The following is a 13,759-nucleotide window of genomic DNA, read 5'->3' as shown; positions in this document are numbered from 1 at the left end:
GCCAGTGGCGGGCCCCGCTGACCCCCTCCACCACCTGCACCAGGTGCCGGGCGATCGGCCACAGCCGTCCCCCCGAGGCGCACCAGCGCTCAGCGTGGGGCAGCACCCCCCGCACCACCGTCGAGGCCAGCGGCTCCCCGCCGCCGGCGTCCCCGAAGATCCGGCCGTCCACCCCCGCCCAGCGCAAGGGGTGGGCATAGGCGGCCCGCCCCACCATCACCCCGTCCACCAGGGCCAGCTGCTCCTGGCAGGGGCCCAGGTCCTCCAGGCCGCCGTTCAGTTCGATCGTCAGCTGCGGCCGCTCCCGTTTGAGGCGGTGCACCAGGTCCCAGCGCAGGGGCGGCACGGTGCGGTTCTGCTTCGGATCGAGGCCGTTCAGCCAGGCCTTGCGGGCGTGGACGGCGAAGCGGGCGGCGCCGGCCGCCGCCAGGCTGTCGACGAAGGCCAGCAGTTCCTCGTAGGAGTCCCGGTCGTCGATGCCGATGCGGTGCTTCACCGTCACCGGCAGGGGCGTGGCCGCCGCCATCGCCGCCACGCAGCGGGCCACCCGCTCCGGCTCCGCCATCAGGCAGGCCCCGAAGCGGCCCTGCTGCACCTTTTCGCTCGGGCAGCCGACGTTGAGGTTGATCTCGTCGTAGCCCCAGTCGGCCCCCATTCGGGCGGCCTCCGCCAGCAGCTCCGGGTCGTCGCCGCCCAGCTGCAGGGCCAGGGGGTGTTCGCCCGGATCGAACCCCAGCAGCCGCTCCAGCCGCTGCTGCCGCTCCCCCATGCGGGAGGGGGAGCCGTCCTGGGCGATGTGGTGCAGCGCCCGGGCCACCACCATTTCGGAGTAGAGCAGGCAGTGCCGGCTGACCTGCCGCATCAGCACCCGGAAGTGCCGATCGGTGCAGTCCAGCATGGGCGCCACACTGAAGCGGTAGTTGTGCTCCATCGCCCCATGCTGCCCAGCCGTGCCTCCGTGGTGGTGGTGGGAGGGGGCCCGGCGGGCTTCATGGCCGCCATCGCCGCCGCCGAAGCGGCCGCCGGCCACCTGTCCGGGGGGGTGCTGCTGCTGGAGTCCACCCCCGAGCCCCTGCACAAGGTGCTCATCAGCGGCGGCGGCCGCTGCAACGTCACCCACGCCTGCTGGGATCCGCGGCTGCTGGTGGATCACTACCCCCGCGGCGGCAAGGCCCTGCGGGGCCCCTTCTCGCGCTTCGCCCCCGGCGACACGGTGGCCTGGTTCCAGGCCCATGGCCTGCAGCTGGTGGAGGAGCCCGACGGGCGGCTGTTCCCCCGCTCCAACCGTTCCTCCTCGGTGATCGACACCCTGCGCCGGGCGGCGACCGCCGCCGGGGTGGCGGTGCACACGGCCGAGGCGGGGCAGGCGGCGGAGGCCCTGCCCGGCGGCGGGTTCCGGCTGCGGCTGCGCTCGGGGGCCGAGCTGCTCGCCGATCGCCTCGTGCTGGCGACGGGCAGCCACCCCAGCGGCCACCGCATCGCCGCCTCCCTGGGCCATGGCCTGGTGGCGCCGGTGCCCTCCCTGTTTACCCTCACCCTGGCCGACCACCCCCTGCTGGCCCTGGCCGGGGTGGCGATGGACCCGGTGCAGCTGGAGCTGCTGCTGACGCCCCTGGCGGACACCGCCACGGCCCCTCCCGCCGCCACCAAGCCCCAGCGGCAGCGGGGGCCCGTGCTGATCACCCACTGGGGCCTCAGCGGCCCGGCCACCCTGCGGCTCACGGCCTTCGCCGCCCGGGCCCTGCGGGAGCGCCGCTACCGGGCCGAGCTCCGGGTCGACTGGACCGGCGGCCGCAAGCCAGCGGAGCTGGAGGGCTGGTTCGCCGCGGCGCGGCGCGAGCAGGCCCGGCGTCAGCTCGGCAACTGGCGGCCCTGGCCCGACCTCAGCCGCCGCCTCTGGCTGCACCTGCTGGCCCTGGTCGGGGTCGACGCCAGCCTGCGCTGGGCCGATCTCCCCCGCCGCCAGGAGCAGGCCCTGGTCACGGCCCTGCGGGACAGCCGGTACCGGGTCTCCGGCCGCGGCCCGTTCGGCGAGGAGTTCGTCACCGCCGGTGGTATCCCCCTGGCGGAGGTCAACCTGGCCACGATGGAGAGCCGCCTGCGACCGGGCCTGTTCCTGGTGGGGGAGCTGCTGGATGTGGACGGGGTGACCGGCGGCTTCAACTTCCAGCACTGCTGGAGTTCGGGCTGGCTGGCAGGCCAGGCCCTGGCGGCTCAGCGCACGTGCTCGTAGATCGAGAACATCGGCAGATACATGGCCAGCAGCACCGATCCCACGATGATGCCCACCAGCACGATCATCGCCGGCTCCAGCATGGAGGTCATGGCCTTCACCATCGTGCTGACCTCGTCTTCGTAGAAGTCGGCCACTTTGGAGAGCATGGCGTCCATTTCGCCGGTTTCCTCACCGATGGCGAGCATGTTGACGCACATCTCGGGAAACACGTTCTTCAGCCGCAGAGCCGCGCTCAAAGGCATGCCCTCACTCACCTCATTCTTGGAGGAGATGATGGCATCGGAGATCACTGAATTCGTGGCCGTTTCCCTCACGATCTCCAGGGAAAGAAGAATCGGAACTCCCGCCTTGGAGAGGGAACTCAGGGTGCGGCAGAACTGGGCACTGGCCGATTTCTGCAGCAGTTCTCCGAACAGGGGCAGCTTCAGCAGCAGGCCGTCGATCTGGCGGCGGCCCATTGGTGTGTTGTAGGTGGAGACCACCCAGAAGGCGAAGCCGACCAGGCCTGCCAGCAGGATCAGGGCCTTCCAGGAGCGCAGGAACTCACTCAGGTTGAGCATCAACTGGGTGAACAGGGGCAATTCCGCCCCCAGCTGTTCGAAGACGCTCGAGAAGGTGGGGATCAGGAAGATCGTCATGCCCAGGAACACGGCGATGGCGATCACCAGCACCGTGACCGGATAGCTCATCGCCCCTTTGATCTGGTTCTGGAGCTTGGCGTTGTCCTCCAGCAGCTTGGCCAGGCGTTTGAGGGTGTCGTCCAGGACGCCACCGGCCTCACCCGCCTCCACCAGGGCGATGCTGAGGTTGTCGAACACCTTCGGCCAGCGGCGCATGGCGTTGCCCAGGCTGTCGCCCTGGTTGACGTCCTGGGTCATGCCGGCCAGGGCCAGGCGCATCTTGTTGGAGCGCTGCTGGACCCGCATCAGGTCGAGGCTGCGCAGGATCGGCACGCCCGCATCCACCAGGGCGGAGAGCTTGTTGGCGAACAGGGCCTTGTCCCGGATGGTCACAGGTCCCTCGAGCAGGTCGGACAGGCCGCTGAAGGAGGAGGACGTCTTCTTGACGGCCGCGGCCTGGGGGACCTTGGGGGTCTCCTTGCGCACCAGGGTGTTGGCCAGGATGCCGCGGCGGCGCAGCTCCCGCCGGGCGACGGAGGGGTTGTCGGCGTTCAGCGTCATCTCCCGGCGCTGGCCGGACTTGGTGGTGTAGGTGACGACGAAGGCGGTCATGGCATTCCTCAGCGATCGAGCAGTCGGACGAGCTCTTCAGGCTTGGTGGTTTTCAGCAGCGCCTCCTCACGGGTGACCCTGCCCTCCTCCACCAGGTTGGCGAGTGCTCGCTCAAGGGTCTGCATGCCCTGGCTGGCGCCGGTCTGGATCTGGGAATAGAGCTGGGAGCTCTTGCCTTCCCGGATCAGGTTGGCGATGGCGGGGGTGTTGATCATGATCTCCTGGGCCATCACCCGGCCGAAGGCCCCGTTGCCGGTGGGTTCGGCGCTCTTGCAGAGGGTCTGGGAGAAGACCGCCAGCAGACTGCCGCTCAGCTGCACCCGGATCTGGGTCTGCTGGCCGGCCGGGAACACATCCACCATGCGGTCGACGGTCTGGCCGGCGGAGCTGGTGTGCAGGGTGCCGAAGACGAGGTGGCCGGTCTCGGCGGCGGTGATCGCCAGCTGGATCGTCTCCAGGTCGCGCAGTTCCCCCACCAGGATCACATCGGGATCTTCCCGCAGGGCTGCCCGCAGGGCGTTGGAGAAGCTGCGGGTGTCTTCATTGAGTTCCCGCTGGTGAATGATCGACTTGTCGTTCCTGTAGGTGAACTCGATCGGATCCTCGATGGTGAGAATGTGCTCCGAACGGGTGGCGTTGATGTGCTCGATCAGCGCGGCCAGGGTGGTGGTCTTGCCGGAGCCCGTCGGTCCGGTGACCAGGACCAGACCCTTGGGCTTGCTGCTGATCTCCTCGACGATCGGGGGCAGGCCGAGTTTCTCGAGGCTGGGGATGGAGTTGCCGAGCGCCCGCAGGCAGGCCGCGTAGGTGCCCCGCTGGCGGTACACGTTGATCCGGAACCGGGCCACGCCCTTGAGGCCGTAGGAGCAATCCAGTTCCCAGTTCTGCTCCAGGTTCTTGCGCTGGGCGTTGTTGAGCAGGGAGAAGATCAGACGGTTGCAGCTCTCCTCGGTGAGCTGGGTGTCCTGGATGATTGGCCGCAGCTGGCCGCTGAAACGGCCATAGGGGGGATTGCCCGCGGACAGGTGCAGGTCGCTGCCACCGGCCTTGACCAGTTCCTGCATCAGGTCTTCGATGAGGAGATCCATCCTGCTCAGCTCCGAACGCACAGACAGTAGGGACATTCCAACCATTCGTCCTCAAGGCCGGCCCCGCAGCTGCGGCAGGTGAGGGTGCTCAGGGCCCGGGCGCGCCGCTCCGATTCCAGGCCCGTGTCGGTGAGCAGCATGCGCTCCACCTCCTCCAGGGTGGTCAGCCCCTCCCGCACCAGATCGAGGCCGTAGCCGAGCAGGGTCTTCATGCCGCTTTCCAGGGCCAGACGCCGCAGCTCCTCGGTCGTCGCCCGCTTGGCCACGGCGGCGGAGAGGGTCTCGTTCATGCGCAGGATTTCGTAGACCCCTACCCGGCCCTTGTAGCCCCGCCCCTGGCAGGCGCTGCAGCAGCCCTCCGAGCCCGGCAGCACCGTGTTGGCGCGGTAGAAGGAGATCTCGGTCTCGTCGGAGGCCACCAGGCCGAAGCGTGCCAGTTCGCTGTGGTTCGGGTGGTAGGGGATCCGGCACTCACTGCAGAGGCGGCGCAGCAGGCGCTGGGACACCACCCCCAGCAGCGAGGCGCTGACCAGGAAGGGCTCCATCCCCATCTCGTCGAGCCGGGCGAAGGCGCTGGCAGCGTCGTTGCAGTGCAGGGTGGTGAGCACCAGGTGGCCCGTCAGGGCCGCTTCGATGGCGGTGCGGGCCGTCTCCAGGTCGCGGGTCTCACCCACCAGCAGCACGTCCGGGTCCTGCCGCATGAAGGCGCGCAGGGCGGAGCTGAAATCGAACCCCTTCTCCCGGTTCACCTGGGTCTGGGTGATGCCGGGGAGGGCGTATTCGATCGGATCCTCCACCGTGGAGATGTTGATCGTGGGGTCGTTGCGCTCCGAGAGCAGCGCATAGAGGGTGGTGGATTTACCGGAACCGGTGGGGCCCGTGACCAGGATCATGCCGAAGGGCTTGGAGCCGATGTCCCGCAGGGTGGACCTGGCTTCCTCGTCGGTGATCAGGGTGTCGAGGCCCAGCTGGGTGGCGCCGCTGTCGAGCAGTCGCAGGACCACCTTCTCGCCGTAGCGGCCTGGCAGGGTGCTGACCCGGAAGTCCATGGTGCGGCCGCGGAAGTTGCGGCGGATCCGGCCGTCCTGGGGCATCCGCCGTTCGGCGATGTCCAGGTCGGCCATGATCTTGAAGCGGGAGGTGACCGCGGGGATCAGGGTGCGGGGCAGCTTGTCGATGCTGCGCAGCACGCCGTCCTGGCGGAAGCGGACCAGCAGGCCGTCCTCCTGGGGCTCCACGTGGATGTCGCTGGCGCCGCTGGTGAGCGACTCGATCAGGATCCGGTCCACCAGGCTCATCACCGGCGAGACCCCCTCGCCCAAGCTGCTGGCTTCGAGGTCCTCGGTTTCCGGCGTGATCGGACCCTGGGGGGTGGCGGCCTGACCCAGATCAAGATCCCGGAAGAGGGAGGTGTGCTCCGCACCGGTGACCTGCGGGCGCTGGGTGAGACCTTCTGATGGCATCGACGGGAAGGATCGGGAGCGAAGCTTGGAAGCGAAGCCGGGTGTTGGAAGCGTGGCCGAGGTGCGGGCTTCCACCGCTTGTGGAGGGGGCTCCTGGGCATTCAACATAACGGCATCTGACATCCCTGCCAGAACGCATGACCGGCGACATCACTCCCCCCCATGAGGAACGGATCGATCCCCGGGAGGGCGCGGTCGACGCGGCCCGGGTGGAGGAGCTCCTCGAGACCCTGCCGGTGAACCCCGACGGCGGCACCGACCCCACGGGCTCCGCCCAGGCTTCCGGAGCTCCGGAGACCGCCGGCACCGCCCCGGACGCCACTCCGGACTCCGCTGCATCCGGCGCTGATCGCGTTGGCCAGCTGGAGGCCGAGCTGGCGGCACTGCGCAGCGAGAACGAGTCGCTCAAGGGCCAGTACATGCGCATCGCCGCCGACTTCGACAACTTCCGCAAGCGCCAGACCCGGGACAAGGAGGATCAGCGCCTGCACATCACCTGCACCACCCTCACGGAGATCCTGCCGGTGGTCGACAACTTCGACCGGGCCCGGCAGCAGCTCAACCCCCAGAGCGAGGAGGCCCAGAGCCTGCATCGCAGTTATCAGAACCTCTATAAACAGCTGGTCGACGTGTTCAAGCAGCTCGGGGTGTCGCCGATGCGGGTGGAGGGGGAACCCTTCGATCCCTCGCTTCACGAGGCCGTGCTGCGGGAACCCAGTGAGGAGCATCCGGAGGACGTGGTGATCGAGGAGCTGCAGCGGGGCTACCACCTCGACGGCCGCGTCCTGCGGCATGCCCTGGTCAAGGTGTCGATGGGTCCCGGCCCGGCCGCATCGGCGCCTCCCAGCGAGGGGACGTCCGACTGATGGCCGATTACTACGACCTGCTCGGTGTCAGCCGGGACGTGGATGCCGACAGCCTCAAGAAGGCCTATCGGCGTCTGGCCCGCCAGTACCACCCGGACGTCAACAAGGATCCGGCCGCGGAGGAGCGCTTCAAGGAGATCGGCCGGGCCTACGAGGTGCTCAGCGATCCCCAGACCCGGGCCCGCTACGACCAGTTCGGTGAGGCCGGCCTGGGGGGCGGCGGCGGCATGCCCGACATGGGCGACATGGGCGGCTTCGCCGACCTCTTCGAGACCTTCTTCAGCGGTTTCGGCGGGGCCGGCGGTGGCGCCGCGGCCGGGGCGCGCCGTCGCGGCCCCCGCCAGGGCGACGACCTGCGCCTGGATCTCACCATCAGCTTCAGCGAGGCAGTCTTCGGCGCCGAGAAGGATGTCCAGATCCGCCACCTCGAGACCTGCACCACCTGCAGCGGTTCCGGGGCCAAGGCGGGCAGCGGCCCCACCACCTGCGGCACCTGCGGCGGCGCCGGCCAGGTGCGTCGGGCCACCCGCACCCCCTTCGGCAATTTCACCCAGGTGGCGCCCTGCCCCACCTGCGACGGCACCGGCCAGGTGATCGCCGATCCCTGCAACGCCTGCGGCGGCCAGGGCCTGCAGCAGGTGCGCAAGAAGCTGCGCATCAACATCCCCGCCGGCGTCGACACCGGCACCCGCCTGCGGGTCGGCCAGGAGGGCAACGCCGGCCAGCGGGGCGGTCCGGCGGGGGATCTCTACGTCTTCCTCACCGTCCAGTCCCACCCCCATCTGCGCCGCGACGGGGTGACGATCCACTCCGAGGTTTCGCTCAACTACCTCCAGGCGATCCTGGGCGACACGATCGAGGTCGAGACCGTTGACGGCCACGAGCCGCTGGAGATTCCCCCCGGCACCCAGCCCGGGGCCGTCATCACCCTCCAGGGCAAGGGCGTGCCCCGGCTCGGCAATCCGGTGGCCCGCGGCAACCACCAGTTCACCATCAAGGTGCAGCTGCCCACCAAGCTCAACGGGGAGGAGCGGCAACTGCTCGAGCAGCTGGCCGGACACCACACCAGCAAGGGCCAGCGCCACCACCACAAGAGCGGCCTGTTCGGCGGCCTGTTCGGTTGAGCGTCATGGGCGGCTCGCCGGCGGCCCTTGATCTGCGGGGAACGCCCTGCCCGGTGAATTTCATTCGGGCCCGTCTGGCCCTGGAGCCCCTGCCGCCGGGGAGCTGGCTCCAGATCGATCTTGATGGCGGGGAACCGGAGCAGATGGTGAGCGAGGGTCTGCGGAACGAGGGTCATGCGGTGCAGCGGGTCGACCCGTCGCCCTTCGCCCCCGGGGACGGGGTGCGCCTGCTGGTGCGACGGGATGGAGGCTGAGCCGCTGCCGGGTCGGGTGGTGGCCCTGCAGGCCAACTACTGCCTGGTGAGCCTCGATGGCCCCTGTGAGCCCGGCACCGAAGGCTCCGAGCCCTGGAGAGACGGCTGCCTGCTCTGCACCCGCCGCACCCGCCTCGACAAGAGCGGCCTGCAGGTGTGCGTCGGCGACCGGGTGACGGTGGCGGCTGTCGACTGGCGGGCCCGGCGGGGGGCGGTGGTGGGTCTCGAACCCCGCCACAGCCTGCTGGAGCGGCCGGCGGTCGCCAACGTGAGCCGGGTGGTGGTGGTGGTGGCCGTGGCCGAACCCGGCCTCGACCCCCTGCAGCTGACCCGGTTCCTGATCACCGCCGAGGCCACCGGCCAGCCGGTGCAGGTGGTGCTCAGCAAGGCCGACCTGCTGCCGGCGGCCGAGGTGGAGGCCTGGTGCCGGCGGCTGGAGGGCTGGGGCTACGGCACCGTGGCGGTTTCGACCCGCAGCGGCGAGGGTCTGGAGGCGCTGCGGGGCCAGCTGGCCGAGCCGGGCATCGCCGTGCTCTGCGGCCCCTCCGGGGTGGGCAAGAGCAGCCTGCTCAATGCCCTGGCCCCGGCCCTGGAGCTGCGCGTCGCCGCCGTCTCCGGGCGCCTGCGCCGGGGACGCCACACGACCCGGCATGTCGAATTGTTTTCCGTGGCGCCAGGGGCCCTGGTGGCCGATTCACCCGGCTTCAACACCCCCGCCCTGCCCGCCGACCCCCAGACCCTGGCGGCGGCCTTCCCGGAGTTGCTGGCCCGCCTCCGGGCGACCCCCTGCCGTTTCGCCAACTGCCGCCACCTGGGCGACCCCGGCTGTGCCGTGGGGGACGGCTGGGACCGCCAGGCGATCTACGGCCGCTGCCTCGAGGAAGTGGAGGCCGCCGCGGCCCGCTCACGTGGCGGCCAGGGGCGCCAGGGGGAGCGGGGCCTGCGTCAGCGGGGCGACCGGCTCGAACCGCTGCTCGACCCCCAGCTGCGTCGCTCCTCCCGCAGCACCCGGCGTCAGGGGCTGGAGCAGGACCTGCCGGCGCTGGAGGGGGACCTCAGTTCCCCAGACCGGGAAGATTCAGATCCAGACCCCCGGTGAGGGTTTCCATGCGCTCGCGCATGGTGCCGGTGGAGACCTCGTAGGCCTTGCAGAGGGCCGCCAGCACGGCCGCCTCGACCGTCTCGACGGGTTCGGCGAGCAGCTCGGGGCTCAGCTCGACCCGCAGGGGCTGCTGATTGCCGGAGAGCCAGACGCTGGCGCGGCCCTCGGGGTCGCTGCCCTGCAGTTCCATCGCGTCGAGCTCCTCCTGGAGCTTCTGGGCGTCCTGCTGAATCTGCTGGGCCTTGCGGAAGGCCTCGGTCAGCTGTCCGAAATTGGGAAGTCCGAAGCCGGCCATGCCTGGGGATCGTCGTATGGGGGCAGGCTAGAACCCCAGCCGTTGGACCTCCGGGTGCAGTCGCACCCCGCGGCTCTCCAGCACCCGCTGCTGCACCAGCCGGATCAGGGCGTCGATGTCGGCGGCGGTGGCGGCCCCGGTGTTGACGATGAAATTGGCGTGGATCGGGGACACCTGGGCATCGCCGATGGCGAGTCCCTTGAGGCCGAGGGATTCGATCAGCTGGCCGGCCTTGAGCGGTTCGGGATTGCGGAACACGCTGCCGCAGCTGGGTTGCTGGTAGGGCTGGGTGCTGGTGCGGCTCTGCAGGTTGGCGCTGGTGCGGGCGGTGACCACCGCCGGATCGTGGCCGGGCTCCAGCCGGAAGCGGGCCGAGAGCACCAGCAGCGGCTCCTCCTGCAGGCGGCTGTGGCGGTAGGCGAAGGCCAGATCGCCGGCGTCCAGCTCGAAGGGGGCGTCGGGCCGGCGGGGATCCAGCACCCGCACCGACACCAGCCACTCGGCGGTGCAGCCCCCCTGGGCGCCGGCGTTCATCACCACCGCCCCTCCCACCGTGCCGGGGATGCCCACGGCCCACTCCAGCCCCCGCAGGCCGCTGCGGGCCGCCTTGCGGGCCAGGGTGGGGATCGGTTCGCCCGCCTCGGCCTCCACCCAGCCCTCGCCCGGGTCCAGGCGGCTGCCCTGCAGCCGCCGGTTGCAGAGGGTGAGGCCGTCGAGGCCGCCGTCGGCGATCAGCAGATTGGAGCCCGCGCCGATGCAGCGGAAGGGGAGGCCCGAGGCCGCCGCCCAGGCGGCATGGGCGATCAGCTCCGACTGGTCGGCGGGTTCGGCGAACCAGGCGGCCGGCCCGCCCACCTTCCAGGTGGTGTAGTCCCGCAGGGCGACCGCGGCCCGGGGCTGGCTGGGCGGGGCCGTCGCCATCCCCTCAGGCCACCAGCGGCGCGGTGGGGCGACCCCGTTCGTCGAGGGCCCCCAGGCGCTCCCAGAGGCTGTTGACGTCGCCGGCCCCCATCGCCAGCACCAGGTCGCCGGGGCCGGTGCCACCGGCCACCAGCTCCGCCAGCGCCTCCATGCTGGCCGCCACCGCCACCGGCAATTCGGGAGCGAGGGCCCGGACCGCCTCGGCCAGGGCCGGGCTGGAGATCCCCGCCATCGGGGCTTCGCCGGCCGCGTACAGGGGCGCCAGCAGCACCGCGTCGGCCTGGGTCAGGGCGGCGGCGAAATCGTCCAGGAACTGGGCGGTGCGGGTGTAGCGATGGGGCTGGAACACCGCCACCAGCCGCCGGGGCACCAGCGGCAGCGGGCTGCGGCCGCTCTCCACCATCAGGCGGGCCATGGCGATCGTGGCGGCCACTTCGCTGGGATGGTGGGCGTAGTCGTCGACGATCGCCCGGTCCTGCCAGAGCCCGCGGCAGTCGAAGCGGCGTCCGGGGGGGCGCAGCCCCGCCACCGCCCGGCGCAGGTCCTCGAAGGGCACGCCCTCGAGCCGGCAGGCCGCCATGGCGGCCACGGTGTTGCTGAGGTTGTGGCGGCCGGGCAGGGGCACCTCCAGGGTGCCGAGCGCCTCCCCGTGCTCGTACCAGGTGGCCAGGGTGCCGTCGCCCCGTTCCTCCAGGGAGATGGCGGCGAAGTCGACGCCTTCGCTGCTGCGGGTCGACCACCAGCTGGTGGCCTGGAAGTGCTCGCGCAGCACCGGGCAGTCGCGGTTGGCCAGCAGGGTCGTGCAGCCGCCGGCGAAGTGCTGCAGGGTGGCCACCAGGGCGGCCAGGTCCGGGTAGTGGTCGGTGTGGTCGAGCTCCACGTTGGTGAGCAGCCCCAGCCGCGGCCGGAACTTCACCAGGGAGCCGTCCGACTCGTCGGCCTCGGCCACCAGCAGCCGGCCCTGGCCATGGCGGCCGTTGCTGCCGAAGGCGGGCACGATGCCCCCGATCACGGCGGTGGGGTCCTCGCCGACGGCCTCGAGGAGGGTGGCGATCAGGGTGCTGGTGGTGGTCTTGCCGTGGCTGCCGGCCACCGCGATCGAGGGCTGGGCATTGATCAGGGCCGCCAGCACGTCGGAGCGGTGCACGATCGACAGCCCGCGCCGCCGGGCCTCGGCCAGTTCCTCGTTGGCGGCGGGCACCGCCGAGCTGATCACCACCAGGGGATCCGCCACCGTCCCGTCGAGGCCGGCGAGCACCGCGGTGATCGTGGCGGCGGTCTGCTCCTGGAACACCCGCACGCCGGCGCATCCCAGCCGCTCCAGCACCGGACTGGGACGGGGGTCGGAGCCGCTCACCAGGAAGCCCCTCTCCGCCAGGATCCCAGCCAGGGCGGACATGCCGATCCCCCCGGCCCCGATGAAATGGAGCGGCTGTCGGCGATCAAGCTTCGGGATCAAGGGGGACTCCAGGCCTCGCCGAAAATAACGGCAGATCGGCCCACCCCCCTCTGCGGGATACTGCGCTTTGCCGACCGTCTGATCCGGGGCCTGTGGCTGCGGGAAAGAGCGGGACCCCATTTCTGTATGATCGGCAGCCAAAATCCCCCCTTGCTAGCGGGTTCCACCGCTTTCTGCCATGACCTTGCGCGTTGCGATCAATGGATTTGGCCGAATCGGTCGGAACTTCATGCGCTGCTGGCTGAGCCGCGGTGAGAACACCGGCATCGAAGTGGTCGGCCTGAACGACACCTCCGATCCGAAGACCAACGCCCACCTGCTGCAGTACGACACGATGCTCGGCCACATCCGCAATGCGGTTGTGAGCCACACCGACGACACCATCGTCGTCAACGGCAAGCACATCAAGTGCTTCTCCGACCGCAACCCCCTCAACCTTCCCTGGAAGGAATGGGGCGTGGATCTGGTGATCGAGGCCACCGGCGTGTTCATTGACCAGAAGGGCGCCGGCAAGCACATCGAGGCCGGTGCCAAGAAGGTTTTGATCACCGCCCCCGGCAAGGGCGAGGGTGTGGGCACCTTCGTGGTGGGCGTCAACGCTGATCAATACCGCCACGAAGACTTCGACATCATCAGCAATGCCAGCTGCACCACCAATTGCATGGCGCCGCTGGTGAAGGTGCTCGACCAATCCCTCGGGATCGTGAAGGGCATGATGACCACCACCCACAGCTACACGGGTGACCAGCGCATCCTCGATGCCTCCCACCGCGACCTGCGCCGCGCTCGCGCCGCCGCCGTGAACATCGTGCCCACCAGCACCGGTGCTGCCACCGCGGTTGCTTTGGTGTACCCGCCGATGAAGGGCAAGCTCAACGGCATCGCCCTGCGCGTTCCCACCCCCAATGTCTCGGTGGTGGACATGGTGCTTGAGGTGAGCCGCGCCACCACCAAGGAGGAGGTGAACAGCATCTTCAAGGCCGCTTCCGAAAACGGCATGAAGGGCATCATCAAATACTGCGATCTTCCCCTGGTCTCCACCGACCACGCCGGCACCGATGAATCCACGATCGTGGATGCCGACCTCACCCTGGTGATGGACGGCACCATGGTGAAAGTGATCTCCTGGTACGACAACGAGTGGGGCTACAGCCAGCGCGTCGTCGATCTGGCCGAAGTGGTGGCCCGCAACTGGAAGTGAGCCGGCTGCCCGTCCTCAGCTGAACCCTTTGGCTGAATCCCTCAGCCGAAATGCCGGAAGGTGGCGGTCGGGGGGGCGATAGGCCCTCCCCCCTCCGCCCACCCCAGGGGCCCGCAGGCCTGGGGCTCCACCAGCCGGCCGATCTGGCGTGCACCCGCGAGTCGCTCCAGCAGGGCCTCGGCCCAGGCCGGCTTCAGGGCCAGCACCAGCTCGAAATCCTCCCCGCCCCAGAGGCACCAGTCCTCCGCCTGGGCCCGGCCGGCAAGCTCCGCCGCCAGGGGCAGATCGCTCCGGGACAACAGGGCCGTGCAGCCGCTGGCCACGGCCAGGCAGGAGGCCGCGGCCGCCAGGCCGTCACTGCTGTCGCAGCCGGCCACCCGCCAGTCCAGGGCCGCAGGACGGCAGGCGCCCAGGGCTGCCACCGCATCAAACCGGGGCACGGGCCTGCGGTGGGCACGGATCGCCCGCTCCCGGCTGGCCGGCGCCAGGGCCGGCAGCGCCTCGCCCTGCAGCAGGGC

At 70.3% G+C, this 13,759-nt stretch carries 13 protein-coding genes and 1 pseudogene; 6 read left to right on the top strand and 8 right to left on the bottom strand.

Going from position 1 to position 13,759, the window contains the following annotated elements:
- Positions 1-931, bottom strand: a 931-nt coding sequence (gene dusA / locus CJZ86_RS14735; protein ID WP_094587066.1) for a tRNA dihydrouridine(20/20a) synthase DusA, incomplete at its 3' end; no start/stop codon positions are given.
- A gap of 6 nt (positions 932-937) precedes the next feature.
- Between dusA and CJZ86_RS14730 the strand changes: the two genes are divergently transcribed.
- Positions 938-2,233: a BaiN/RdsA family NAD(P)/FAD-dependent oxidoreductase gene (locus CJZ86_RS14730; RefSeq protein ID WP_094587064.1), complete on the top strand. Its 1,296-nt coding sequence runs from the start codon at positions 938-940 to the stop codon at positions 2,231-2,233.
- Here the strand turns inward: CJZ86_RS14730 and CJZ86_RS14725 are convergent.
- Genes CJZ86_RS14725 through CJZ86_RS14715 form a run of 3 tightly spaced genes read right to left on the bottom strand, consistent with a single transcriptional unit; the run spans position 2,215 to position 6,019 of the window.
- A complete protein-coding gene (locus tag CJZ86_RS14725) occupies positions 2,215-3,468 on the bottom strand; it encodes a type II secretion system F family protein (RefSeq protein ID WP_094587062.1) in 1,254 nt (417 codons plus the stop codon). The two genes, CJZ86_RS14730 and CJZ86_RS14725, sit on opposite strands and share 19 nt — an antisense overlap.
- Positions 3,469-3,476: 8 nt before the next feature.
- The gene (locus CJZ86_RS14720; protein WP_094587082.1) at positions 3,477-4,556 is read right to left on the bottom strand and encodes a type IV pilus twitching motility protein PilT; all 1,080 of its coding nucleotides are present in this window, start codon (positions 4,554-4,556) and stop codon (positions 3,477-3,479) included.
- 5 nt (positions 4,557-4,561) lie between these two features.
- Positions 4,562-6,019, bottom strand: coding sequence for a GspE/PulE family protein (locus tag CJZ86_RS14715; RefSeq protein WP_094587060.1), 1,458 nt, complete (start codon positions 6,017-6,019; stop codon positions 4,562-4,564).
- Positions 6,020-6,156: 137 nt separating this feature from the next.
- Here CJZ86_RS14715 and grpE point away from each other — a divergent pair, with 137 nt between their 5' ends.
- The 4 genes from grpE to rsgA are packed head-to-tail and all read left to right on the top strand — an operon-like array spanning position 6,157 to position 9,362.
- The gene (gene grpE / locus CJZ86_RS14710; protein WP_094587058.1) at positions 6,157-6,885 is read left to right on the top strand and encodes a nucleotide exchange factor GrpE; all 729 of its coding nucleotides are present in this window, start codon (positions 6,157-6,159) and stop codon (positions 6,883-6,885) included.
- Complete coding sequence (dnaJ, locus tag CJZ86_RS14705; protein WP_094587056.1) at positions 6,885-8,009, top strand: molecular chaperone DnaJ; 1,125 nt, start codon at positions 6,885-6,887, stop codon at positions 8,007-8,009. The genes grpE and dnaJ overlap by 1 nt, the downstream gene beginning before the upstream one ends.
- A gap of 5 nt (positions 8,010-8,014) precedes the next feature.
- A complete protein-coding gene (locus CJZ86_RS14700) occupies positions 8,015-8,263 on the top strand; it encodes a sulfurtransferase TusA family protein (protein WP_094587054.1) in 249 nt (82 codons plus the stop codon).
- Positions 8,253-9,362, top strand: coding sequence for a ribosome small subunit-dependent GTPase A (rsgA, locus tag CJZ86_RS14695; protein WP_094587052.1), 1,110 nt, complete (start codon positions 8,253-8,255; stop codon positions 9,360-9,362). Before CJZ86_RS14700 ends, rsgA begins: the two co-directional genes overlap by 11 nt.
- Here the strand turns inward: rsgA and CJZ86_RS14690 are convergent.
- The 3 genes from CJZ86_RS14690 to murC are packed head-to-tail and all read right to left on the bottom strand — an operon-like array spanning position 9,319 to position 12,037.
- A complete protein-coding gene (locus tag CJZ86_RS14690; RefSeq protein ID WP_094587050.1) occupies positions 9,319-9,660 on the bottom strand; it encodes a YbaB/EbfC family nucleoid-associated protein in 342 nt (113 codons plus the stop codon). The genes rsgA and CJZ86_RS14690 overlap by 44 nt on opposite strands.
- Positions 9,661-9,687: 27 nt before the next feature.
- Positions 9,688-10,581, bottom strand: coding sequence for a UDP-N-acetylmuramate dehydrogenase (gene murB / locus CJZ86_RS14685; protein ID WP_094587048.1), 894 nt, complete (start codon positions 10,579-10,581; stop codon positions 9,688-9,690).
- Positions 10,582-10,585: 4 nt separating this feature from the next.
- Positions 10,586-12,037, bottom strand: coding sequence for a UDP-N-acetylmuramate--L-alanine ligase (murC, locus tag CJZ86_RS14680; protein ID WP_094587080.1), 1,452 nt, complete (start codon positions 12,035-12,037; stop codon positions 10,586-10,588).
- Between the two features lie 181 nt (positions 12,038-12,218).
- Between murC and CJZ86_RS14675 the strand changes: the two genes are divergently transcribed.
- A complete protein-coding gene (locus CJZ86_RS14675; protein WP_094587046.1) occupies positions 12,219-13,241 on the top strand; it encodes a type I glyceraldehyde-3-phosphate dehydrogenase in 1,023 nt (340 codons plus the stop codon).
- A 41-nt stretch (positions 13,242-13,282) separates the two neighbouring features.
- Here CJZ86_RS14675 and CJZ86_RS17440 read toward each other — a convergent pair.
- Positions 13,283-13,759 (bottom strand): annotated as a pseudogene (locus tag CJZ86_RS17440) (thiamine-phosphate kinase); the annotation flags it as partial.

Origin of the sequence: Synechococcus sp. BO 8801 (assembly GCF_002252675.1) — a bacterium.
Classification (GTDB): domain Bacteria; phylum Cyanobacteriota; class Cyanobacteriia; order PCC-6307; family Cyanobiaceae; genus Cyanobium.
This window is presented reverse-complemented; position numbering and strand designations above follow the sequence as displayed.